The 23,599-nt window shown below is 40.6% G+C and carries 23 protein-coding genes and 1 tRNA gene; 18 read left to right on the forward strand and 6 right to left on the reverse strand.

Translation table 11 applies throughout. The annotated features are described in order from the left end of the window. Window positions 1-116 precede the first annotated feature (116 nt). Window positions 117-190, reverse strand: a tRNA-Val gene (locus tag HYS07_07500). Between the two features lie 202 nt (window positions 191-392). On the opposite strand from HYS07_07500, the gene HYS07_07505 reads away from it, so the two are divergent. Then, on the forward strand, window positions 393-1,454 hold the full coding sequence (locus HYS07_07505) for a permease (protein ID MBI1871020.1): 1,062 nt from the start codon (window positions 393-395) through the stop codon (window positions 1,452-1,454). Here the strand turns inward: HYS07_07505 and HYS07_07510 are convergent. Beyond that, a complete protein-coding gene (locus HYS07_07510) occupies window positions 1,451-2,116 on the reverse strand; it encodes an LON peptidase substrate-binding domain-containing protein (GenBank protein MBI1871021.1) in 666 nt (221 codons plus the stop codon). The genes HYS07_07505 and HYS07_07510 overlap by 4 nt on opposite strands. A 198-nt stretch (window positions 2,117-2,314) precedes the next feature. Here HYS07_07510 and HYS07_07515 point away from each other — a divergent pair, with 198 nt between their 5' ends. The 3 genes from HYS07_07515 to HYS07_07525 all read left to right on the forward strand — a co-directional run bounded on the left by HYS07_07515 (window position 2,315) and on the right by HYS07_07525 (window position 5,273). Then, the gene (locus tag HYS07_07515) at window positions 2,315-3,505 is read left to right on the forward strand and encodes an AsmA family protein (GenBank protein ID MBI1871022.1); all 1,191 of its coding nucleotides are present in this window, start codon (window positions 2,315-2,317) and stop codon (window positions 3,503-3,505) included. 207 nt (window positions 3,506-3,712) lie between these two features. Further along, window positions 3,713-4,144, forward strand: coding sequence for a hypothetical protein (locus HYS07_07520; GenBank protein MBI1871023.1), 432 nt, complete (start codon window positions 3,713-3,715; stop codon window positions 4,142-4,144). Then, entirely contained in the window at window positions 4,131-5,273 is a 1,143-nt protein-coding gene (locus HYS07_07525) for a LysM peptidoglycan-binding domain-containing protein (GenBank protein ID MBI1871024.1), read from the forward strand. The genes HYS07_07520 and HYS07_07525 overlap by 14 nt, the downstream gene beginning before the upstream one ends. On the opposite strand, the gene HYS07_07530 is transcribed toward HYS07_07525, so the two are convergent. Then, on the reverse strand, window positions 5,270-6,331 hold the full coding sequence (locus HYS07_07530) for a hypothetical protein (protein ID MBI1871025.1): 1,062 nt from the start codon (window positions 6,329-6,331) through the stop codon (window positions 5,270-5,272). The two genes, HYS07_07525 and HYS07_07530, sit on opposite strands and share 4 nt — an antisense overlap. 491 nt (window positions 6,332-6,822) lie before the next feature. Here HYS07_07530 and HYS07_07535 point away from each other — a divergent pair, with 491 nt between their 5' ends. The 10 genes from HYS07_07535 (at window position 6,823) to HYS07_07580 (ending at window position 15,716) form a co-directional block, all read left to right on the forward strand. Continuing rightward, the gene (locus HYS07_07535; protein MBI1871026.1) at window positions 6,823-7,098 is read left to right on the forward strand and encodes a hypothetical protein; all 276 of its coding nucleotides are present in this window, start codon (window positions 6,823-6,825) and stop codon (window positions 7,096-7,098) included. 134 nt (window positions 7,099-7,232) lie between these two features. Beyond that, the gene (locus HYS07_07540; protein MBI1871027.1) at window positions 7,233-7,667 is read left to right on the forward strand and encodes a transcriptional repressor; all 435 of its coding nucleotides are present in this window, start codon (window positions 7,233-7,235) and stop codon (window positions 7,665-7,667) included. Between the two features lie 157 nt (window positions 7,668-7,824). Continuing rightward, the gene (locus HYS07_07545; GenBank protein ID MBI1871028.1) at window positions 7,825-7,989 is read left to right on the forward strand and encodes a hemin uptake protein HemP; all 165 of its coding nucleotides are present in this window, start codon (window positions 7,825-7,827) and stop codon (window positions 7,987-7,989) included. A 94-nt stretch (window positions 7,990-8,083) separates the two neighbouring features. Further along, complete coding sequence (locus tag HYS07_07550) at window positions 8,084-8,860, forward strand: hypothetical protein (GenBank protein MBI1871029.1); 777 nt, start codon at window positions 8,084-8,086, stop codon at window positions 8,858-8,860. Between the two features lie 136 nt (window positions 8,861-8,996). Continuing rightward, entirely contained in the window at window positions 8,997-10,409 is a 1,413-nt protein-coding gene (locus tag HYS07_07555; protein MBI1871030.1) for a DUF2318 domain-containing protein, read from the forward strand. Continuing rightward, window positions 10,387-11,646, forward strand: coding sequence for an FtsX-like permease family protein (locus tag HYS07_07560; protein ID MBI1871031.1), 1,260 nt, complete (start codon window positions 10,387-10,389; stop codon window positions 11,644-11,646). Before HYS07_07555 ends, HYS07_07560 begins: the two co-directional genes overlap by 23 nt. Next, complete coding sequence (locus tag HYS07_07565) at window positions 11,636-12,751, forward strand: ABC transporter permease (GenBank protein ID MBI1871032.1); 1,116 nt, start codon at window positions 11,636-11,638, stop codon at window positions 12,749-12,751. The genes HYS07_07560 and HYS07_07565 overlap by 11 nt, the downstream gene beginning before the upstream one ends. Window positions 12,752-12,881: 130 nt before the next feature. Further along, window positions 12,882-13,952, forward strand: coding sequence for an ATP-binding cassette domain-containing protein (locus HYS07_07570; GenBank protein MBI1871033.1), 1,071 nt, complete (start codon window positions 12,882-12,884; stop codon window positions 13,950-13,952). A gap of 150 nt (window positions 13,953-14,102) precedes the next feature. After that, window positions 14,103-15,392 carry a glutamate-1-semialdehyde 2,1-aminomutase gene (gene hemL / locus HYS07_07575; protein ID MBI1871034.1) on the forward strand — a complete coding sequence of 430 codons (1,290 nt, stop codon included), beginning with the start codon at window positions 14,103-14,105 and terminating at the stop codon, window positions 15,390-15,392. 180 nt (window positions 15,393-15,572) lie between these two features. Continuing rightward, on the forward strand, window positions 15,573-15,716 hold the full coding sequence (locus HYS07_07580; GenBank protein ID MBI1871035.1) for a hypothetical protein: 144 nt from the start codon (window positions 15,573-15,575) through the stop codon (window positions 15,714-15,716). 9 nt (window positions 15,717-15,725) lie between these two features. Here HYS07_07580 and HYS07_07585 read toward each other — a convergent pair whose 3' ends face one another. From HYS07_07585 to HYS07_07595, 3 genes are read right to left on the reverse strand one after another with little or no spacing between them, the layout of a single operon-like run. Beyond that, window positions 15,726-16,580: an aminotransferase class IV gene (locus HYS07_07585; GenBank protein MBI1871036.1), complete on the reverse strand. Its 855-nt coding sequence runs from the start codon at window positions 16,578-16,580 to the stop codon at window positions 15,726-15,728. Beyond that, the gene (gene pabB / locus HYS07_07590) at window positions 16,531-17,940 is read right to left on the reverse strand and encodes an aminodeoxychorismate synthase component I (protein MBI1871037.1); all 1,410 of its coding nucleotides are present in this window, start codon (window positions 17,938-17,940) and stop codon (window positions 16,531-16,533) included. Before pabB ends, HYS07_07585 begins: the two co-directional genes overlap by 50 nt. 31 nt (window positions 17,941-17,971) lie before the next feature. Continuing rightward, window positions 17,972-19,678 (reverse strand): AMP-binding protein, encoded by a 1,707-nt coding sequence (locus HYS07_07595; GenBank protein ID MBI1871038.1) that lies wholly within the window; start codon window positions 19,676-19,678, stop codon window positions 17,972-17,974. A gap of 187 nt (window positions 19,679-19,865) precedes the next feature. On the opposite strand from HYS07_07595, the gene pgsB reads away from it, so the two are divergent. Genes pgsB through HYS07_07615 form a run of 4 tightly spaced genes read left to right on the forward strand, consistent with a single transcriptional unit; the run spans window position 19,866 to window position 23,547 of the window. Continuing rightward, the gene (pgsB, locus tag HYS07_07600) at window positions 19,866-21,089 is read left to right on the forward strand and encodes a poly-gamma-glutamate synthase PgsB (GenBank protein MBI1871039.1); all 1,224 of its coding nucleotides are present in this window, start codon (window positions 19,866-19,868) and stop codon (window positions 21,087-21,089) included. Further along, the gene (pgsC, locus tag HYS07_07605) at window positions 21,037-21,480 is read left to right on the forward strand and encodes a poly-gamma-glutamate biosynthesis protein PgsC (protein ID MBI1871040.1); all 444 of its coding nucleotides are present in this window, start codon (window positions 21,037-21,039) and stop codon (window positions 21,478-21,480) included. The genes pgsB and pgsC overlap by 53 nt, the downstream gene beginning before the upstream one ends. Further along, window positions 21,480-22,592 (forward strand): poly-gamma-glutamate system protein, encoded by a 1,113-nt coding sequence (pgsW, locus tag HYS07_07610; GenBank protein MBI1871041.1) that lies wholly within the window; start codon window positions 21,480-21,482, stop codon window positions 22,590-22,592. The genes pgsC and pgsW overlap by 1 nt, the downstream gene beginning before the upstream one ends. A 22-nt stretch (window positions 22,593-22,614) precedes the next feature. After that, window positions 22,615-23,547, forward strand: coding sequence for a hypothetical protein (locus HYS07_07615; protein ID MBI1871042.1), 933 nt, complete (start codon window positions 22,615-22,617; stop codon window positions 23,545-23,547). Window positions 23,548-23,599 lie beyond the last annotated feature (52 nt).

Raw genomic sequence — 23,599 nt, forward strand, 5'->3', positions numbered from 1 at the left:
CATGGCGCTATAAAGTGAATTTGGGCGATAGAGGACTCGCCCTATCATTCGACAGGGCGCCCTGATGAATATCAGGGCGAACCTCTGGAATGATTCATGGCGCTATAAAGTGAATTTGGGCGATAGAGGACTCGAACCTCTGACATCCACGGTGTAAACGTGGCGCTCTACCCGCTTGAGCTAATCGCCCATTAAAAATCTATTATTTTTGTCCAGACCCCACGGGCAACATTAGTCGCTCTACCCGCTTGAGCTAATCGCCCTTCATTTTGCACTTTTAATTTTCTTTTTAATAATGGGCTACGAACATAATGTTTTTCACGCATGATGTTCAAGTAAATAGTTTGTTTCTGGGTTAAAGATCAATTGGAGCATGATACAATTAAAAGGTTATGCAATCAAATAACATATCTTCCAACAATCATGCTTGTTGCCAAACCACTCCTAAAAAATGGGTCTGGTACAGGGATCAATTGATCATCTCTTTGGTCTTTTTGGCTGTTTTTTTATCCTTAGGGCGTTTCGTTTCGCTGCTCAACCCCTTTCAACTTGCGTTCTGGCATTTTGTTCGAATGATTTGGTGGGCCGTTCTGGCTGGGATGATTTTGGGTGGGTTGATTGATTATTATATTCCTAAAATTTACATCTCAAAATATTTGGCTCGTCGTCGAAAGCAAACCATTTTTTATTCGGTGGGACTCGGTTTTTTAATGAGTGCTTGCAGCCATGGTATTTTGGCCCTTGCGATGGAGCTTCATAAAAAGGGGGCTGGGGGCCCCGCGGTAGTGAGTTTCCTTTTGGCCAGTCCCTGGGCCAATCTACCTGTGACATTCCTTCTTGTAGGATTTTTTGGGATCAAAGGGGTTCTCATTATTTTTTGTGCTTTGGTTGTGGCGATTGTGACGGGGCTCATTTTTCAAAAATTGGAGGCCAGAGGTCTCATAGAGAAAAATATTCATGAAATTTCAGTGGATGAAGATTTTTCGATTTTGGAGGATGTGAAACATCGCTGGCAAGCCTACCCTTTCAGTTCAAAAGCTCTTTGGAAAGATGCCCTAGGCATTGTTCGGGGGATGTGGGAACTTTCAGAGATGATCCTGGGTTGGATTTTAATCGGGTCTATTTTAGCAAGCCTCGTTTCTGCGTATGTTCCCTCCCATTTTTTTCATCATTTTCTAGGATCTTCTTTCATGGGGTTGGGCGTAACGCTTGCCTTTTCAGCTCTTCTGGAAGTATGCTCCGAAGGGACAGCTCCGTTGGCTTTTGAAATTTACAAACAAACAGGGGCCTTAGGAAATAGCCTCGTTTTTCTAATGGCGGGAGTAGCGACAGACTATACAGAAATCGGACTCATTTGGACAAATCTTGGAAAAAAAACAGCGCTTTGGATGATGGGGATTTCTATTCCTCAGATATTATTTTTGGGATGGTTATTAAATCTATTAAGGGTTTAAGAGCTGCTCTTTTTCCTCAGATAAATTTCTCTTAGTTCAGATTCAAGAATTTCAGTGAGTCGATCAAGTTTTTTTCCTAAATCAAAGGTTTCTAATATTTCTTGTTTGGCATGAAAATCAATATTTGAAGTATGGGCTACAATGCTGGAGAGTTCTTCCGAATCGGTCATTTTTTCAAGGGTACGTAGTTCATCTTCGTGACCCTTTTTTGTTCTTAACACTTTTTCAATGAAGAGCTTTAAGAGTTTCTTCGTTTTTGTGACAATCTCTTTAGATTCTGCGGACGTCTCTTCAATGGGATTCACCTTTGCAATTGGATAAGGTTCCCACTGAAGATATTCAGAAATTTTTGCACGGGTAATCCCTTTTAAAATGATGTTGGAATTCCCTTCTGTATTTTGAATCGAGAGTTTGACATATCCAACACCGACCACATCATAAGCCGGAAATGGCTCTTGATAAGCCTCCCATCCTTTTTTGAGAAGAGAAATAGCCATCAGGGAATTCCCCTTCATACAGTCCTCTAGCATTTGTTGGTAACGTGGCTCAAAGATATAGAGCGGTAATTCTACATGGGGAAAGAGAATGGCATTGGGTAGGGGAAAAACAGGAACCTTCTCCCCTGCATGTACTTTTAATCTTTCAACAACCTGAGATTTCATAGTTATAATCTAACCTGATTTGGTAAGATATTCAAGGGAGGATTAAATAAAATTTAGCCTAACCTTCTATTAAGTCCATAACAAAAAGTATGTTTATTTCTTGCAAATTGGTAAAATGAACCCTTGTCTCCAGTTTCCTGTCGACAGGCAACCGTAACTGGTGACCGGTGACTTTTTTGTACTAGAAAGGGGGTTAGAATGAAAACCTTGATGCAAATTTTAGTAGGGATGATCGTTCTCTTTAGCATTTTATTTGTGACAGCCCAAATCGTTATCAACCGCCCTTTCTTTTGTGAAAAAATAACGCATGCTTTAAGTGAAAAGCTTCATCGCCAGGTTTCTCTCGAAGGATTAAGTTTAAGTGTCTTTCCTTCCATCGGCCTCCACTTGAAGGAATTCAAGATTTTAGAGAAAAATAAAAGTGATGTTTTTGCCCGGTTGGGTGATTTACAAATTCGGGCAAAATTCTTTCCTTTATTCAAAAAGCAGGTGATCGTCAATGACATCATTATAGAAGAGCCCGAAATGAATATTGTTAAAGAAAGTCAGGGAATTTTTAATTTTAGTGATTTGGTTTCTTCATCTCCAGCTCCTTCCACTCCTTCTACTCCTGCGAAAGGGATTTTAGAGAGATCTTCTAGTCCTCGTACGGTCTCCGTTGGGAAAATACACATCAACAATGCCAAATTTTCTTACAAAGAAGTTCTTCCTTCAGGGGAAACCCAACTTTTTGAGATCAAAGGTTTAGATATTCATATCGACCATTTTTCTCTAACAGATCCTGTTCAAGTTCGTGCGGTTTCATCCTCAGGAAAAGCCTCTCTTAAAGGGATCGGTTTAAGTCGGTATGATCTAGAAAAAACCCTTACGGGTCATGCTAAACTTGAATCGAAAGAGGGAAAAATTCTTGGCAAAAATATAACACAGGAAATTTTGTCTAAAATGAATCAACCTATTTTAATAAAATTTTTGCCTGGGCTTGCCAAATTGATTCAGGAGAGAGATCAAGTTCTTCCGGAAACTCGATTTACCGATTTTGTTGTCGATCTCGATATTGGAAATGGAAAGATCAATCTCGAAAAAGCAGGTCTTACGACAGCAGATCTTTCTTTAAGGGCCAGTGGCCCCATTGATTTTTCCTTTCAAGCTAATCTCGGTGCCCATATTGTTTTTTCAAAAGAACTCACAGAAAAAATGACACAAGGACAGGACCTTTCCAATAAGCTTCCTTATGAAAATGGAGGTCTTCATATCCCTGTTAGAATTACAGGACCGCTCTCCAAACCGGTTATTGTCCCTGATTTGGGGGTCATTTTAAGTACTCTGACCAAGGGTGAGCTTTCAGACAAAATAGGGGGTTTTTTAAGAGGTGGAAAAGGAAAGAAATGACAATCAATCAGTTCTTAAGCTTTTTCAATTATTCTATTCTTAACTCATTATAAGAAAATGAGTTAAGAAATTTTAAAATGATAATTTTAAGAATATATCGTTCAATATTGAACGATATATTCTTCTTAAGAGTAAAAAAATAAAACTTTACAGCTCTGGGGAGTGTCTATATAAGTGAAAGCTTAAAAAGGAGGCTACCCAAACAAGATGAAAATAACCCAAAGGATTCTAGTATTTGTTACAGCGATGATTTTTTTATATGACATCAGTGCTTCGGCTATTACCACGAATTTTACCTTTAAGAAAAAGGAGATTCAAAGTCACATCAATGTTGCAAATTTTGGCAAATTGAGTGAAGCCGTGGATTATTTCTTAGAGGCTTCTTGCGGGGATAAAATTGATCCAGCCTCTCGTCAGGAATTTGGAGTTCTCTTTGAAACAGAAGCTGTTGAAATGCATCTTTATGGAAAAATTGTTTTTAACGAATTAAATCTTTTGAAAAGCCGTGAAGAACGATTGTCCGTTCGGTACCAACTTTGCAAAAAGATTTTTATTTCCCTCTGGAAAAAAACACACGACAATCCTAGAATGAGAGAGCTTTTTAAAATCCTTAGGGCCTCTCAGAATGCGAAAAGGTAATTTAGATTTGGATGTAAAAATAAAATTTTCTTGTTCGACGCTTTTTTTTCTATTCGCTTTTCTATATTTTAACTGTTTTGGGATAGAGGGGAGCCCCTCGCAAAATGATTACAAAATCTATATCGTAAAGAAAGGGGACACCCTTTTTTCCATTAGCCACAGATGGGGTATTCAATTAACAAGATTAATGGAAGTGAATCATCTTCAAAATCCTAACAAGATTCATCAGGGTCAGAGTCTTATGATTCCTGTTGTTGTGAAAGAGATGGTAAAACCTCCTTTAAAAGTCGATTTATCTCCAAAAAAGGTTGTTGCACCTCTCCCCTCTATTGCCCCTCCTCTTTCTAAAGATGAATTGGATTTAGATCCTTCTATTTCTCCAGAGAAGGACGCCTTGTCTCAAAAAGGAGTACCTGCCTCTCCCAAAATGGATCATTTTGGGGTCGGTTTTGGATGGTGGTTTGGTTTTCTGGATGCGAAGGCCAAGGTTTCTGTCACAGGACTTGAGGGAACGGAGATTGATTTGGCAGATGATTTAGGTGTCGATGATTCTGTGGGGCTTCCCGTGGTGAATTTCTGGCTTCAACCTTTGCCGTACTTGCGTTTTTCAGGTGAGTATATGGAGTTAGGAATGGAGGGCGCGGCCACGATTGATGAGAAAATTGTTTTTGATGGAGAAACGTATTCTATTTCAGATGAAGTCAGTGGAAAGTTAGACATTCAGAGATTCAGTGGTTGGGTTGAAATCAATCCTTTTCGCGGTTCTTGGGGATATGTAGGAGGGATGATTGGAGGAGAATATGTTCAGCTTGATGCAGAGCTTTCATCCCAGTTGGTAGGAAGTGCAAGTCACAGTCTTGATGCTGTAACACTCACATTAGGAGCCCAAATGCGTTTAGATATGACTTCGCATTGGGCTATTGATGGACGGATTCGAGGGATGAGTTTTGAATTTGATAATGCCCAAGTTGATGTTTTTGACGGCCAAATGGGTCTTGTGTGGAGTCCGATCGAACCTTTAGAATTTTCACTGGCCTATCGCTTCCTCTTTTTTGATTGGGTTCAAACAGAGGATTCGGGGGATTTAACCTTACAGGGGCCGGTCATCAGTGGTTTAGTAAAGTTTTAATTTAGCCTTCCATTTTCTTTCAGTAAAGTAGACATTAATCCTAGGAGCGCAGAAAAGATTTTGATCATTTTCTTTGTATTTTGGGTTGGAAGTGTTAAATGGAGAATTTGAGAACGTTCAATGGATTTTTCAATAATATCGTTGATCCCTGTAAGATGTTTAGAAGAACGTTTGGAGGGATGAAGGGTTTGGCGAATAAGACGAGCTTTATTTTTTTCTAAGAATTCGGCCGCAGTCCTTTTCCCACGCGAAATTGAAGAGGGCATTGAAAAAACTTCTTTGAGATGATGATCCAGAAAACCAGTTGCTTTTTGGCGGAAGGACTCAAGATCAAAGGCTCCAAAATATTTTCTAAAAAAAAATTCTAAGGTCTCTTTCATTTCACTTTGAGGTTTGTGAAGATCTTGAGAGGAGGGATGCGGCTTTTTTCGGGCATAGCGATGAGCTATTTTCTCGATGAACTTCAATTTTTTTAGGGCATTTCCTTGGTAGGAAGAGTGATCTTCATGAGGGTCTAACCAGGCTGCAAAGGTATCAGAAAAATCCTCTTCAGGGTGCGTTCTTGAATAGCCCATGGATGCGGCTCCCCAGCGCTCAAGATAATTCACGTAATTTGTAGTCAGGGGGTCAACTTCGCTCAAAGGAATGCGTTTAGAATTGAAACGTCCAAATAGTTTCCGAGCAGTTTTATTTTTCCCAAGGTTATAAGCGTAGAAAAGGGCATGGCCGCATTCATGCCGTAAAAGGGCTTTGATTTGGTGATCTTCTAAAGTCTCCCGCCGCTCACTTCCAACCCATCGATTTAATTCTACCAGTTCGGGACGAGCGAGATAAAAAGGGATTCCAATATTAACGGTATCTTGGACGCATCCAAATTCATCTGAAAGATAGAAAAAAGGTTTATAGATTAAATCATGTTTTTTGAGTTCTTGGCGAATATTTTTAATGAGGGGTTCGTATCTTGAGCCGGCAATTTTTAAGGGAAGAAGAAAAAGGGGGGTCATCAGAAACTCATACTGCAACGTTTCTTTGCTGTAGAGGGTCTTTTGTATGCTCACGTCTTCTATTTTGATCTAAGTTGTAGAAATCGGCAATTAAAAAGAGCACCCTTTTTAAATTTAAAATTCAAAAGTCAAAATGCAAAATGACAACCTAAAATCCAAAATTTATAATGCTATTGCAGGGGAGACATTTTAAGTTTTACATTGTCCGACAAGATTTTTGATGTTTGATTTTTGGATTAGCCCGGATTTCTCATCAGATTTCTTGAGCTCGACCGCCCGAGTCCGCTTTGGATGCTAGGAAGACGCTCCGTGCCGTGTGAGGCGTACTTTACAGTACGTTGAGCAAGGCCGACCTCTCTTGCGAAGCAGACGAGGCGGAATTGGCAAAGAGCAGTAGAAAGGTGACATTTCTAAATTGGCTTTACACAGCCCTATTAGGACTTGAGTTTTAAAATTCATTTTGCTATATTCTTTCCTGTTATTCTCTTGGGGGGATAACGGAATAATATAAAGTGGTGTACCCTAATCGAGGAGGTATGTTTTACATGAAATCTTATCGTAGTTTATTGACAGTGGCCTTGGGGCTTTTATTAGGTTTTTCCGTAATGAGCAGCTATGCGGGTATGACGTGTCCTGCTTGTAAAGCTTCCATGCCGGCTTCTAGTAAGCCCGTTTTGGAGATGCTGAAGGAAGATGCGAAATGCTCCATGTGCAGCGCTGAATTAAAGGTAGGGACCGAAGTGAGCAAGATGACTTGCCCGGCTTGCAAAGCTGAGATGATTGTTTGTTCAACGTGTGCAAAAGCAAACCAAGAGTCCTAAGAATATTTTCTTAGATTCTTCAAGACACCCCTGGGATAAAATCCCGGGGGTGTTTTTTTATGCATTTTCATGTTTCTTAAAGATATTCATCTTGACATTCTTATAATTTTAATTAATACTGAGACTCAATCTCAATGGATAACGCGATACTTTCGCAACAGGATTATAGGATTAAGTTAAAAGAAAGCGGTTTAAAGCCGACGCAGGCGAGATTATTGATTTTTAAAGAGGTTCTTAAAATGCCACATCACTTCAATGCGGATGATTTGGCTTTGCGAGTACGGAGTCAAAACGAAAGGGTTTCTCGGGCAACGGTATATCGGGCGCTTCCTATTCTGGTTGAATTTGGAATTTTAAGGGAAGTCGTTTTTAGTGAAAAACATCATAATTATGAATGCATGCTGGGAAGGAAACATCACGAGCATTTGATTTGTCTTAAATGTGGGACGATTATAGAGTTTTCAGATGAGAGAATGGAAATTCCTCTGGATGAAGCTTGTGAGAAGTATCATTTTAAGGCGGTGGCCCATAAGACGGAAGTGACAGGGTATTGCAGAAAGTGTCAGTGATGAAGAGGAGTTTTTCAGTAAATTTTCTTTACAGCAAAATCATTTCAGTTATTTTGTTATTCTTATTTGAGATTGAGTCTCAATATCTTTTAGATATGATGAACAGGAAGCGGCCTTATTGTGTAAAAAGACAGCTCTTTTGATTGGATTTTCTTAAATGAACAAGCAAAGTTTTGTGGAGAGTATGAAACCCTTTTTAAGTGAAAAATTTGTGTATTCAGAAGAGTTATTCGGCAAGGAAAAAGTTGTTTATATTCAGCATGAAAATTTAGTTTATCGGTTAATGAGGACACGAAACGGAAAATTAATTTTGAATAAGTGATGATTTTACACCGGCACTTAAACAGAGCAAGGGATGGCCGGTAGAAATATCATAAAAAGTACCTAGCTAAAATTGAAAATTTAAGGAGGTTCATATGTTGTGGAAGAAGGGATTTTTAGTCTTTGTTTTTGCCGGAATTTTGGGCGGGCTTGTGCAAGCTGATGAGCGGCATTTTACCTATAGCTATGAGGCGGATTCGATTTTGCCCAAGGGGCATTGGGAATTGGAGCAGTGGGTGACGTTGAAAGAGGGAAAAGATGAGGGGAAGTTTCATCGCTGGGATTTCCGTGAAGAGATTGAATATGGTTTGACGGATCGGCTGACAACAGCCTTGTATCTCAATTTCAGAGATACGACGGTGGATCTTAAAGAGGATGGGAACGATTCAGAGGCCTTTGAATTTAGGGGCGTTTCTTCAGAATGGAAATATATGTTGTTCAGTCCGCATCTTTGTCCCATCGGTGTCCTCTTCTATTTTGAGACACGTTATGATGGTGAGGAGTTGGAACTTGAGGAAAAGCTTATTTTAGAGCATATCTTTTTCGAGAAATGGATCGGGGTCGTTAACGTTGTGGGTGAAGAGGAGTGGGAGTTTGAGGAAGAGGAAACCAAGACGGAAGGTGCGTTGGAGTTTGATTTAGGACTTTCTTATCTGATCAATGGACATTGGTCTGTCGGGGTGGAGGCGAGAAATCATCGTGAGTATCCCGAGTTTGAGGAAGAAGAACATTCTGCGTGGTTTGTGGGACCCAATATTCATTATGGGAGCTCAAAATGGTGGGCAACCTTCACGGTGCTCCCTCAGGTGACGGATGTCCTTGATGAGCATGAGGAGGTTGAAGTGAGGTTTATTGCGGGAGTATTATTTTAAGGATAGAATATTTTTAGTTTTCTTTGCGCAAGGTGCTTTCTCTGGCTATATGAGGGATGGCCCTTGCGTTGTCCATGGTAAATTTTTAGGCTAATGCAGAAGATTCTAGAGAAGAGCCAGATAAAGGGTAACAGGTATGTTTGAGTCTTTAATCATTATGTTGCGAGAGGGGATTGAGGCCTCTCTTGTGATTGGAATTCTTTTGGGGAGTTTAAGAAAAATGGGGCGGATGGACCTTGCCCCTTTTGTTTATTATGGTTTAGGGTTGGCTCTTTTTGGGAGCATACTGGGTGCCGTGCTTCTTCAATTTTTTGTCGTGAGTGAAGAGATTTATGAAGGTTTTCTTTATCTTGGCGCTGCATTATTTGTTTCGACCATGCTTTATTGGATGCTTCAGCATTCAAAGAAATTGAAGGGAGAGATTGAGCAAGCGGTTGAAAGAGCTACACAGGAAAAGGGGGCTCGATCTCAAAAGTGGGGACTTTTTGCGTTTACTTTTTTTATGGTCTTTAGAGAGGGGATTGAGGCCGTTCTTTTTTTAAGTGCGGTGGGCTTAACGACTGAAAAACTTTTATCATTGATCGGAGGTCTTTTAGGATTAGCTCTTGCCATTCTTTTTTGCGTCGCATTTGTCAAGGGAACGGTTAAAGTCGATTTAAATCGATTTTTCAAGGTTAGCACCGTTGTTTTGGTTATTTTCATTGTTCAGCTTTTAATCAATGGATTTCATGAATTATCGGAAGCTCAGATTTTACCCGCAAGCCAGTGGGAAATGGCACTGATAGGTCCTGTGGTTAGAAATAATGCCTTGTTTATTTTGGCCATTTTAAGTATTCCAATTCTCATTTTTTTATTTCCCTCGCGTAAAAAAGAGGAAATTTCTGCTGATTTAGAGGGTCCTCAAAGACGACTTCTTTTAGCCAAATTAAAAGGACAAAAAAAATGGCGTTGGTTTTGGGCTTTTACTTCTATCACGATTATGATTCTTTTAGGAACTCATGCGGTCTATTCAGGGCGTGGTCAGACGCTTGATCCACCTCTTTTGGTGAATGCAATGGGGGAAGAGATTCGCATTCCTTTTGAGGAGGTTTCGGATGAAAAGCTTCATCGATTTGCCTTTAAAGATGGAGAGACTCTGATTCGCTTTCTGGTTATCAAAACCGAAAAAGATCACTATCGAACGGCTTTTGATCTTTGTGAGATTTGTGGTGATTATGGTTACGTTCAAGAAGGGGAGAACGTGATTTGCCTTAATTGCACAGCAGCAATCTATCCGCCTACGATTGGGGTTCCCGGAGGCTGCAATCCTATTCCCCTTAAGTCAATTTTAGAGGGAGAGCAAATTGTGATTCGTAAAAGTGATTTGCGAGAGATGTCGGGTCGTTTTAAACAGAAAATGCTTCCACAAGTCGAATGTGAAATTTGCCGCATGAAACTTCATCTAGAAGAGGCTCATTCAATCGAAATTCAGGGTCGAACATTTTATTTATGCTCGATGGACTCGTGCAGGAAGGAGTTTGAGCGTCGTGCTTCTCAGAATACTCCGTGAGTCTTTTCTTCGGCGAAAACGTCGTAAGACCATTGGAATTTTAGCGGTTGCCTTGGGATCTAGTCTTGCAACGGCCCTCATCGGTATTTCCATTGAGATGGGGGATAAAATAGAGCAGCAATTAAAAGTTTATGGGTCCAATATCCGAGTTCATGCCGTCGAGCCCCCTCTAAAAAGGGAGTGGGGTCCTTCCCTGAAGGAAGCTTATCTTTCCCAGAAGGATCTTCCTAGAATCAAAGAAATTTTTTGGACGAATAATATTATTGATTTTGCACCTTTTTTATCACTTCCTGTGGATTGTCAAGGGAAACGCATCTTTTTATATGGAACTTGGTTTTCAAAAGAACTTTCTAATCAGCAAAAAATGAAAACAGGAATTCAATCCCTATTCAAATTTTGGAAGGTTGAAGGAGCGTGGCCTCAAGATGATCAGGTTTTTCCCCAAGCCCTGATGGGAAAAGATTTGGCACGGGTTTTAAATATTCATGTGGGTGATCCCCTTTCTTTGAAGTATGAGGGAAAAGAACTGAGCGTTAAAGTGGTAGGCCTTCTGGATTCAGGGGAAGAATTTGATACGGCTATTTTGGTTGATTTGACTCAAGTTCAGGTCTTAACAGGTCTTACGAATGCCATCCATGAAATTTTTGTGAGTGCACTGACGATTCCCTCAGATTCTCTTGAAAAGACTTTTCGAAAGAGCCCGACAGCACTTTCTCCCCAAGAATACGAACGTTGGTCTTGTTCCCCTTATGTTTCAAGTATTGCCCGTCAAATCCAAGAGGTTTTTCCTCATTCTGTGGCAGAGCCCATTTTAACAGTGGTTCAAAGGGAGGGGTTGATCTTGAGCAAATTGAAGTTTCTCTTTATTTATATTTGCTTATCGGCTCTTCTAACGGCGGGCATTGGTTTTGCAAGCACCTTAATGGCCACAGTGGTAGAGAGACGTCAAGAAGTGGGCCTCTTACGTGCATTAGGGGCAAGTGTATGGAGTATTCTCCTCATTTTCCTTTCAGAAATGTTGGTGATTGCCATTGTAGGATCCACTTTGGGGGGAATTTTAGGATATCTTTTAGGTCAAATGATTTCTTTTAGAATTTTTGAGACAGGTATTCATCCAAATCTTATTGTAGTTTTTGTGGTCGGGGGAGTGACTTTATTGATTTCCATTCTAGGAGGACTTTTTCCGTTAAGGACTTCTCTTAAATTAGATCCTGCGAGAGTGCTTCATGAAAATTAAGATGTTTATGAGGTTATGCTTTAAGGCCATGCTGCGTGGGAGAAACAAAACACTTTTACTCATGGGAGTTTCAATGATGGCGGTTGCCGTGAGTACAAGCCTTCTTGGACTTATTGATGATATTCGTCTTCAGATGGAAAATGAATTAAAAGTTTTCGGGCCCAATTTTGTGATTCGTCCCTCTTTGGGATATGATCAAGAAGGAATTTCTCGAGGATGTTTTCCTTTTTTAAAGCGAAAGTTAAAGGAGGCCGAGGCGATCTATTCTCCTTGTCTTTTGGGAACGATGCAATTCAAAGGAGAACTTGTGGGGGTCATGGGATTGGAAATTGAATCCTATCAGAAATTTTCCCAAAGTTTTGATCTGGAGGGAAGATGGATTCTCCAACCTCGGGAAGCAATGATTGGGCAGGGCGTTGCTCAAAAATTCGAATTAAAATTAGGGGAACCATTTCAATGGGATGAATATGCTTCTTCTTTTCATGTCTGTGGAATTTTTCAATCAGGAGGGAAAGAAGATGAACAGATTATTTTAAGACTTTCAGAGGCTCAAGAGGTGATGGGTCAAAAAAATAAAGTATCCTCATTCTTAGCTCGGATTCCAGGCTCTTTAAAAGAATTAGAAGAGTTAGCGAGAAAAATTGAAGGGCGTTTTCCTTCTCTTAAGGCAAGTCCTATTCGAAAAGTAGCTCTTTCTGAAGGAGAGATTCTAGATCGGATTGAAGGGCTTGTTTGGATGGTGACTTTGCTGATCTTTATCATGACAGGACTCACGCTGATGGCAACTTCCAATGCACTGGTTTCAGAGCGCCGTCAAGAATTTGGGTTGTCTCGGGTTTTAGGTGCTTCTGGATTTCATTTGAGCCTTCTTTTTTATGTGCAAGCTCTTTTATCAAGTTGGACAGCTGCCCTGCCCGGATTTTTTCTTGGATTCTGGAGTTTAGACCAATTAGTTCAGAATCTTTTTTCAGTTCATGCCTCTTTTCGTTGGGAATTGGTTCCCGTGATTTTAGTGTTTATGCTGGTTGTTGTTCTTTTTGGGGGAAGTGTTGCTGTGAGAAGAATCATTAAGATTGAGCCTGCTATGGTTTTAAAAGGGGAGTAAAATAAATTAAAAATCAAAACGCAAAAATCAAAATGACAAATTAAAATTCAAAAAAATAAATAGCTTTAAAAGTTTTTCATAAATCTCTACCATAATTTTGATTTTTGATGTTTGATTTTTGGATTTTCTTATGAACACACTTATTCATGCAAGGAAATTGACGCGGCGCTATGGGGATCAGGTTTTGGCCCTGGATCAAGTGGATCTTACTATTCATCAGGGGGAATGGCTGGCGATGATGGGGCCTTCAGGATCAGGGAAAACGACCTTGCTTAATTTGCTAGGCTGTTTGGATCAACCTACGGATGGAGAAATCTGGTTTGAGGGTAAGCTTACGACAGCTTTAGATCGAACAGAGCTTACCCGTTTTCGAAGAGAAAATGTGGGGTTTGTTTTTCAGCAATTTCATCTGGTGGATTATCTAACTGCTTTAGAAAATGTGATGGTGGCCCAGTATTATCACAGCATGGTGGATGAAGAAGAAGCAAAAAGGGCCTTAACTGAGGTAGGATTGTCTGAGCGTCTTCATCATTATCCCTGTCAACTTTCTGGAGGAGAACAGCAAAGGGCCTGTATTGCCAGAGCTTTGATTAATCGTCCCAAACTGATTTTGGCTGATGAGCCTACGGGAAACCTGGATGAGAAGAGTGAAGAGGTGGTGCTGGACCTTTTTAGAAGTTTGCATAGAGAAGGTCATACCATTTTGATGGTGACCCACGATATCACCGTCGGTAAAATGGCCGATCGCCAAATCCAGCTTGAACATGGTAAAATCATTGGTTCTTATCTCACTTCTCTTCAAGCCGAAGAGGATATCGAGAATCTCTTAAAAAAATTATGGGAATTAAAAGAGGAGGGCAAACTCTCTTATCAATATTTAGAGAATGCTGATTTTCTGGATCATGCGGGAACATTAAAATATATGGGAATAAAAGGTCTGCTAGAGTTTTCCCCGGGGAAGGTTGCATTGACCGATGAGGGAGAGCGTCGAATGAAAGATGTGATTCGAAGACATCGACTGGCAGAGATCCTTTTTTCTCAAACCTTGCGGATGGATAAGGATCGCTCGGATAAGGAGGCGTGTCAATTCGAACATCTTCTTGATCCTGAAATGACGGAGAAGATTTGCTCTTTTCTTGAGCATCCGAAATTCTGTCCCCATGGCCGTTTGATTCCACCGGGGGAATGCTGTAAAAAATAAATCAAAAATCAAAATGCAAATGTCAAAATGACAAATTAAAGTTCAAAAATCAAATGGTTTCGGAAGTTTTTCATAAATCTCTACCATAATTTTGATTTTGATATTTAACTTTTGGATTTGTTTCTAGATAGAAAGGTCAATATGAAAAAAATGGAAAACGTCTATCAGAAATTATGGACTCAGGCCCAATCGCTTATGCCGGGTGGGGTCAGCAGCCCGGTTCGCGCATTTCGTTCTGTTGGATTGGACCCTTTGATTGTTTCTCATGCAAAGGGATGTAAAATCTATGATGTAGAAGGGCGATGTTTTATCGATCTTGTGATGTCTTGGGGTCCGTTGATGTTGGGACATGCGGATCCAGAAGTGGTGCGTGAGGTTCAGAATGCCGTTCGTGAGGGCTCCACTTTTGGAGCTTTGTCAGAGAGAGAAATTAAACTTGCCCAGAAAATAAAAGAGGCGATACCTTCCATTGAGAAAATCAGGTTTGTTAATTCTGGGACCGAAGCGGCGATGACCGTGATTCGCTTGGCTCGTGCTTTTACGGGGCGATCTAAAATCATTAAGTTTGAAGGTTGTTATCATGGACACTCTGATTTTCTTTTGGCCAAGGCAGGTTCAGGGCTTGCGACTTACAGCCTGCCGGGAAGTTCAGGGGTTCCTGAAGAGGTTCTAAAATCGACATTGGTACTTGCTTACAATGATTTAGAAGCCCTCGAACGATCCTTCCATCGATTCCCAAATCAAATTGCAGCTGTTTTAGTCGAACCTATTGCAGCCAATATGGGGGTTGTTCCTCCTCGAGAGGGTTTTTTACAGGGTCTGCGCAGCTTGTGCAAACGATTTGGATGCCTGCTTATTTTTGACGAAGTGATTACAGGATTTCGTGTCAGTTTTGGTGGGGCTCAGGGGCTTTACAAAGTTCAACCCGATTTGACCATTCTCGGTAAAATTATTGGAGGTGGGTTTCCTGTTGGCGCTGTGGGAGGGCGTGCAAAAATGATGGATCAATTAGCTCCCTCGGGTCCTGTTTATCAGGCAGGAACCCTTTCAGGAAATCCAGTGGCCATGGCAGCAGGCCTCCAAACACTTGAAATGTTACAGGGACAAAATCCTTACCGGAAGTTGGAGCACTTAGGGAGAGAATTGGAAGATGGGCTTTCTAAAATTCTTCAAATGAAGAAAATTCCATTCCGTCTCCATCGAATCGGTTCTTTGATGACACTCTTTTTCACAAGTCATGAGATTGAAAATTATGAGGATGTTTTGAAATCCGATTCTCAAAGGTTCAAACAATTTTTTAAAGAAATGTTCGAACAAGGTGTATTTCTTCCCCCTTCTCCTTTCGAAGCCTGGTTTTTGAGTCTGGCTCATTCTAAGTCAGATATTCAGAAGATTTTAAAAGCGGCTTCAAAAGCGTTGAATTTTAAGCCAAATTCATAAGTTGTTCGTATTTGGACGATTATTTTCAGGATAATTCAACAATAAAAATTGTAAAAATTATTCGTAACATCCCTCTTATTAATACTTTAAAAAATCGTTATTTTTTTAATATTTTTTTTTATCTTTTGCTTATAAAGGGGGTCTATATCTATGGAGGGTGGGAGATAGGATGAGGAAGCCATGTCAACCCGAGAATATATTTTGAACCAGGTAGAGATGATGAGAAAAGAATGTAAGAAGCTTCATATTACCCCTGAAGAGTGGGTCATTCGATATGCCGAAAAATATCATGATGAGCATGTTTCAGAAGTTGCTTTATCATAAACTAATGATCTATTTAAGAAGTTTCTTGTAAAGGGATCTTAAACTTTGGGTTAGGGGGCCGGGTTTTCCACTTCCAATCTTCTTTCCGTTGGATTCAACCCAGGGGACAATTCCCATGAGGGCATTGGTAAGAAAGGCTTCATTGGCTTGAATAATCTCATCAGGGTGAATGGATCTTATCTCAGGTTTAAGATCCAAAGAGGGACATCGTTCTAAAATAATTTTTCGTGTAATGCCACCCAAAATACCATCTTCCTGAGGAGGGGTGATCAGTTTCTTTCCTTGGATTAAGAAGAGATTACTGGCTGTTCCTTCGGTGACACCATTTTTTGTATTGAGGAAAATTCCTTCATCCACTTCTTTTTCGAGGGCCTCCATTCTTCCTAAAATATTATCGAGATAATTAAGCGATTTAATTTGTGAGAGGGGTGAAGTCTCATTTCTGCGGATGGGAAGTGTGAGGGTGCGATAGCCTCGTTCGTAAATTTCTTCACGAAAGGGGAGAAATTTCCTACTAATAATGATGAGGTTAGGTTTCCCTGAAACGATAGGGGGGATAGACCCCATCCATTTTCCGCGTGTGACGCTTAGACGAATGTAACAATCATCCAGTCCACTTTCCAAAACGGTTTTATTAATCAGAGAAAGAATTTCTTCCGGTTTCCAGGCGGGTTCAATTTTGAGAATTTCCATCCCATAGAAGAGTCTTTGGATATGAGCTTCAAGCCCGATCGCTTTTTCATTTATGAACCTGAGACTCTCAAAAATTCCATCTCCAAAGAAAAGTCCTCGGTCTAAAATCAATTCTGGAGCTTCATTTTCCTTGAAAAACCGGTTGTTGAAATAAATAAGATTTTGAGACATTAAAAAAGATACTCCCCTTTGCCAGTGTTTCCTCATACTCCTTTTCAGGATCGGAATCGGCTACGATTCCCCCTCCCACCTGAAATGAAATTTTATTCTGGCTCCGGATTAAGGTTCGAATCAGGATTGAAAGATCACTGACTCCATTGAATCCAATGGTACCGAAGATACCCGTATAAAGATTCCGTCGAGTGGGCTCAAGTTCCTCAATGATTTCCATCGCACGGATTTTAGGAGCGCCCGTAATAGAGCCACCTGGAAAAATAGCTCTGAGGCAATCAAAGGGGTCGACTTTTTGTTTTAAAATTCCTTGAACGGTTCCTACCAAATGGAAAACATTGGGGTGAGACTCGATGCGTTTTTGTTCTAAGACTTGAACGGAGCCATATTCACAAACCTTGCCCAAGTCATTTCTTTCTAGATCAATAATCATGAGGAGTTCAGCCGCATCCTTGCGGCTTTCAAGTAATTCTTGTTTAAGTTGAGAGTCCTCAAGAGGGGTCTTGCCTCGAGGTCGAGTTCCTTTAATGGGACGAGTTTCGATTTGACGATTTTCTATCCTTAAAAATCGTTCAGGGGACAGGCTGACGAGATCAAGCTCTGGAGTATGAAAATAGGACGCAAAGGGAGCCGGCTGATTTGTAGCCAGGGTCTTGAATAAGGAAAAGGAATCTCCCGAAAAAGTGGCTGAGAATCTTTGAGAGAGATTGGCTTGGTAAATGTCCCCTTCAGCAATGTAGTTTTTAATCTTTTGAATGGTGTTGAGATAATTCTCTTTGGTGAAGTTTGAAACAAAGGGTTGAATTTCTAGTTCGTTTTGGTCCTCTGTCTTCTGTCTTCTGTCTTCTTCTGATAGCGCCTGCTTCAGCCATTGAATCTTATTCAGAGCTTGTTGAGAATTTTCTCCTGGAAGTGGAATAGCAATCAACATTCCTTTTTTTTTAAGGTGATCATAAAGATAAGCCCGATCATAAAAACCAACGCAGATATCGGGATAGTTTTGATCGTCTTTTGAAAACGAAGGAATTTTTTCGAGCATTCGGGCTAGATCATACCCAAAGTAACCGACCAGTCCTCCTTGAAAGAAGGGAATGTTTTGAAAAGGAAGGACATATTCTTTAAAAAGATTTTGAAGGATGGAAAGGGGATCCTGAGAAAAAATTTTTTCTATTTTTTGGTCAGAGTTTTCAATTTTGATATGAGGGCCTTTACTTTTAAAGGTTAAGAAAGGATCCCATCCCAAGAGGCAGTACCGCTCATGATGAAGAAAAAAGGCGTAAGGTTTTTTGCTCAGGGTTTGGAAAAGGTTGAATAAATCAATTTCGTTTAAGGGGTCAATGAAGGGGTTAAGCTCTGACATTTTAGTTTTCATCTTTTGTGATGTTGTAATGTCAAATGTCAAGACTTGACCCCAGGTGCGTTTTCTCGAGAAGTTCAAGGATTTCTTTGCGTTTAATTTTGAGGGTGGTTGTTTTGGGGAGTTCATTCCAGATTTCAAAACCTCGGATTTTTTTGTAGTCGGCGAGTCGAAGATTCGCTCTTTTTACAGCCTCAGAAAGAGTTTCTTGAATAAGAGGAAGGTCAATCGACATTTTTTCGAGAGGGGTTCCCTCCGGATAAAAGGAAGTAAGCTTTGGAACGAGAAGGGCATAGACAACCTCATCTCCGGCAAACCCTTTCGAATCTTTCTTGAGGCCGACGATACAAGATTCTTGAATGGAAGAGGAGCGGTTGAGTTCTTCTTCCAATTCTTCAGGGTACACATTTTTCCCTCCCCGCGTGACGATAATATTCTTGAGTCGACCTGAAATATAGAGGTACCCTTTTGAATCAAAAAAGCCAATGTCACCCGTATGGAACCAGCCGTCTTTCATAATTTCAGAGGTCGCCTCAGGATTTTTGTAATAACCTTTCATGATGTTGGGACCCCGTGCAATAATTTCTCCATTCATGATTTTGATCTCGACACCTGGGATGGGTCGGCCCACAGAGCCAATGGTGTTGTGGCTCGGGCTGTTCACGGTCAAGATAGGACTGGTTTCTGTGAGCCCATAGCCTTGATAGATCGGGATTCCAAGGATGAAAAATTCTTCGATGATTTTAGGGTCAATAGGGGCTCCTCCTGAAATGAAAAATCTAAGCCGATGGCTCATTTTATCTCGGAGGGATTTAAAAAGGAGTCGACCCAAGGGAAAACCGGCCGAGAGGGAAATTTTGGAAAGTTTTTTTAAAATCTTAAAAATAATTTTTTTCTTTTGAGGAAGTATTTCAATTTTTGAAATCATTTGGTGATACATCAATTGAATCAGGGCTGGAACAGCAACTAGTAGGGTTCCTCTGTTTTCATGCATTCTTTCTAAAAGAATAGGACCTTTTAAATTCTCAACATAGGTGATGGTTCCCCCGGTATAAAGGGGAATCAGAAAATCGGCTGTGATGGCATAGGTATGGCAAAGGGGTAGAACAGAGATAAAGTGATCATTAGATGAGAAAGGAAAAACGGATGAAACAGATTTGACATTAGAGATGAGATTCCCGTGGCTGAGCATGACCCCTTTAGGAGATCCAGTCGTGCCAGAAGTATAAAGAATAATGGCAAGATCCTCAGATGTTATTTTTTCAAAAGGAATGGATTGATTTTTACCTTCTTTGACAAGTTGATCTAGGGAAAGCCATTTCCCTTTAGAGTCTTTCCCATCTAAAATGATGATGTTGGGATGAATGGGACTTCGCTCAGAAATGGATGAGACCGTATCAAGGAATTTGAGAGAACTGAAAATGAATTTACATTCAGCATGGTCGATGATGTTTTGAATGGAGTGGTCCTTCAGTTTGTTGTCGATCGGGACAACGACCCCTCCACATAAAAGAATGCTGAAAAATGCCATTCCCCAATAGGGAGAGTTTTCCGTGATGATCCCGATACGGTCCCCATGGATTACTTTAAGTTTTTTTAAAGCCGTGGCAACTTGAAAGGCTTTTTCATAGAGATCATGGTAAGTGACGCTAAAATAAGTTTTTCCCTCCTTAATTTGGAGAGCGATTCGTGCACCAAAGGACGAATTGGCCGTTTGAATAAGGTGTGTGAGTGTATCCATTTTTGTAATGACCTTTGAGAGTAGAAATATATCTTTTTTTCAGCTAGAATCATAGGAAAATCGATTTTGGAGATTCGGACTTTCTTTTGTTGAATTCAAAGGGCTTGGTGGTAGAATGAATTCATTTTACCCGTTTAGGAAGTTTGCATATATCCTTGTCTAAAGGGCTATTTTTGCGGATGGTCTTATGCCTTTGGTTTTGACTTTGATTTTCCTTTTGGTGGGTTACGGTATTTCGGAATATTTCTTCCATTTTAGAAATCGAAATTCTATCCCTCTCAGAATCCATGTGAATGGCACCCGTGGAAAATCCAGTGTAACCCGTTTGATTACAGCGGGATTGAGAGAGGGGGGCTTTAAGGTATTGGCCAAGACGACGGGGACAGAACCTAGAGTAATTTTTGAAGATGGTTCTGAAACTCAAATTTATAGGCCAGGGTCGGCCAATATTATTGAGCAGGTCAAATTTTTCTCAAGGGCTCGTTCCAGAGGCGCCAAGGCCGTGGTTGTGGAATGCATGGCCTTACAGCCTGTTCTTCAGTGGTTGACGGAAGATCGGATGGTTTGTGCTCAAATAGGCGTGATTACAAATGTTCGACCGGATCATATGGATGTGATGGGTGAAACGTTAGAGGATGTTGCCAGGGCCCTTTCGAATACGATTCCACTCAAAGGAAAACTTTTTACTGCAGAAAGCAATTCTAAAATTTTGAAGCAATTGGAAGATGAGTGCCAAACCCGTAGCACAGAAATTGTGACCTGTGGGGAAGAAGAAGTTTCATGGGATGCGATGCGGGGTTTTAGCTATATTGAACATCGTGAAAATGTAGCGCTTGCTTTAAAGGTGTGTCAGTCTTGTGGCGTGGAGAGTAAAAAGGCTTTTTCAGGAATGGTGAAGGCTATTCCCGATCCAGGGGTCTTAAGGGTTTATCAGATTCATTTCTTCGACAAAGATATTCAGTTTGTAAATGCCTTTGCAGCCAACGATCCTGATTCTACGCTGCTGATTTGGAAACTCATGGGCGAGAGAATGGAGCCCGATCGTAAAAAAATTGTGATGGTGAATGCCCGTGCAGATCGAATTCAGAGAAGTGAGCAGATGGGAATTTTAATTGCTCAAGCATTAAAGGCAGATGCCTATCTTTTGGTAGGGGATTACACCAAGGCGATAGAAGATGAAGCGATTCGGTTGGGATTAGACGGAGATAAGATTGAAAATTTAGGGGGGCAATCCGTTTCGGATATTTTCGAGCAAGTTTTACATCATACCCCTTTAAAATCAATGGTTTTTGCGATCGGAAATATTGGGGGGCTGGGTCAACAAATTGTAGATTTTTTTAAACATCGAGGGGCATCGGATGATCGAACAGTCAATCGGCTTGGGACTGGTATTGAGCCTTATATTTTCTGAAATTTTTGGACTGGCAGCTGGAGGAATGGTGGTTCCTGGCTATTTGGCTTTGACCCTTCACCGGCCTGAGAAAGTCATCGCAACGATTTTAATCAGTCTTGCAACCTATGGTCTGGTTAAGTTTTTGTCGAATTTCATGTTTATCTATGGACGAAGACGAACGGTACTCACCATTTTAGTTTCGTTTGTTTTTGGGGCGATCAGCCGATCATTTTTTACATGGCATTTGGATGGATTTCACATAGAAATTCATGCCATTGGGTTTGTTATTCCGGGGTTGATTGCCATTTGGATGGAACGTCAAGGCGTTACGGCGACTCTTTCTACAATGATTACGGTGAGTGTTTTGGTTCGACTTGTTCTCATGATTGTTTCAGGAGGCAAGGTCTAATGCAAACGACACATCGGGTTTCTAAAATAACCCTGATCGGGCTCTCTATCATTTCGATCTTCCTTTTTTTACTGGCGTATCACTCCCATGAATTAGTTCGTCAGCCTTGGCATGCTGAGAAATTAAAAGCAGCTCGGTTAAACCTTGTGGCTCAGAATGCAATTAAGACAAGGGCTGTTGAAAAGGGATTGGTGATTGATGCGGTGAATGACCCCAATTTGACGGGCCTCATTGGCCAAGAGTATACAGATATTACGACCGATCGTGGAGTTTTAAAGGCGAAGCTTACAGCGACCAATCCTAATTTTGCGGCGGTCGTTGTGGATATGTTGAAACAGGCGGGGCTCAATAAGGGAGATGTTGTTGCGGTTGGATTTACGGGATCGATGCCGGCCATGAACGTTGCTGTTTTGGCTGCTCTTGAAGCTTTAGATCTAAAGCCCATGATGATTGCCTCGGTGGGAGCCTCAACGTGGGGGGCCACTAACCCGGATTTTAACTGGCTGGATATAGAGTCTTATCTTTTCGAAAAAAAGATTTTTCATTTTCAATCGATTGCAGCTTCCATCGGAGGGGGTAGGGACGAGGGGCGAGGCTTAAGTTCCTTGGCGCGTCAACTCATTGAAGATTCTATTCGACGCTCAGGCGTTATTTTGATTCATGAAAACAGTTTGGAAGAATCCATTCAAAAAAGATTAGAGCTTTATGATCACTATGCTAAAACGAGGTCCATTAAGGCTTATATCAACGTTGGAGGAGGCCTGGCCAGTTTAGGGGCTGCGATCAATGGTCGTTTGATTCCACCCGGTTTGTCAAAAAATTTGGCCATGAAAAATTTGCCTGTCAAGGGAGTTGTTGTCGAGATGGCTGAACGAGGAATTCCGGTGATTCATCTTCTCAATATTGAAAGGCTTGCAAGGGCCTATGGTCTCCCCATTGCTCCTCAGCCTCTTCCTGAAATTGGAGAGGGAAGGGTTTTCTTTGAAGAAAGGCATCATGTGATGATTGCTGTTTTGTGTACTTTGATTTTAATTGGATCCATCACTGTTTTTGTTCGGCTGGATTTATTTCATCGACTTTTTATTCGCAGGGTCACTCGACCCGCTCTTTAATTTTTTTGGAGTTTGATCAAACATGGAAATATTCAATAAGATGTTTTTGGCCATTGGTTTTTTGATTTTTTTTAATGTGAATGTTTTGGATGCTAAAAGCCTTGCATGGGAAGAATATCCCCTTGTTCAGTACCATGAGAAAATAGAGGTCAATATTAAGAAGAATTTAGTGACCTATTATTCTGTCAGTCATGAGAATCCCTTAGAACTCAAAATAAAAGGGCCCCGCCGTCTTTTTGTACAGTTGAGAAATTCTTTTTCCTCTGGAAATGAATCAGAGATTGCTTATCGTATTGATACCCTTCAGGATGAACGGAACTTTGATGAATTTATTTTTCAATCCTCCTCGAGCTCTTCTCTTTTTTTTAAAAGCATCGAAGGGAAGGAGCGTTTTTTAGGACGGCTTCGTAAATTGGTAATTAATATTCCAGAAGGGGTTCACCATTTCAAATTTTTTCTTCCTGAAGGAGAAAGTCAGGAAAGACTTTTCTTGAGGTTCTTCCTTTCTGAACCTATTTCTGGAAAGGCCCATCGCACTTTGATGAGTCCTGATCAGTATGACAAGGTCGTCGATTTAGTTTATAAAGAAAAAGAATTCACGTATTATCGGTTTAGCCCAGAAAAGCCTCTTCAAATTTCTGTGACGGGCTCAACGGAATTAAAGGTGATTAGCCGTTTAGAATTTCATCAGAGGATGAAAGGAAAGTTTTCTTATCAAATTCAAGTTTTCGAAGACGAAAAATTAATTCAAACCCGGCAGTATCGAACCTATAAATCAGATGTTGCTTCCTATCGGGAAGTAACCCATATGACTCCTGGGAGGTCACGCTCTTTTTTTATTTCTGTTTCAAAAGGTAAACATATTTATCGCTTAGTTCCAGTTGTTTTGAGTAGTGAAACAGTGATTGCGAAGGTTTTGATTCCAAAAAAAGATGTAGGGATTAAGAGAGAATAGATTTTGTTTTTGTCGCCTGGCGCTCAAGGTTAAACGTTGAACATTTAACCTT

This window comes from Chlamydiota bacterium, assembly GCA_016178055.1.
In the GTDB taxonomy this organism is placed as follows: Bacteria; Auribacterota; JACPWU01; order JACPWU01; family JACPWU01; genus JACOUC01.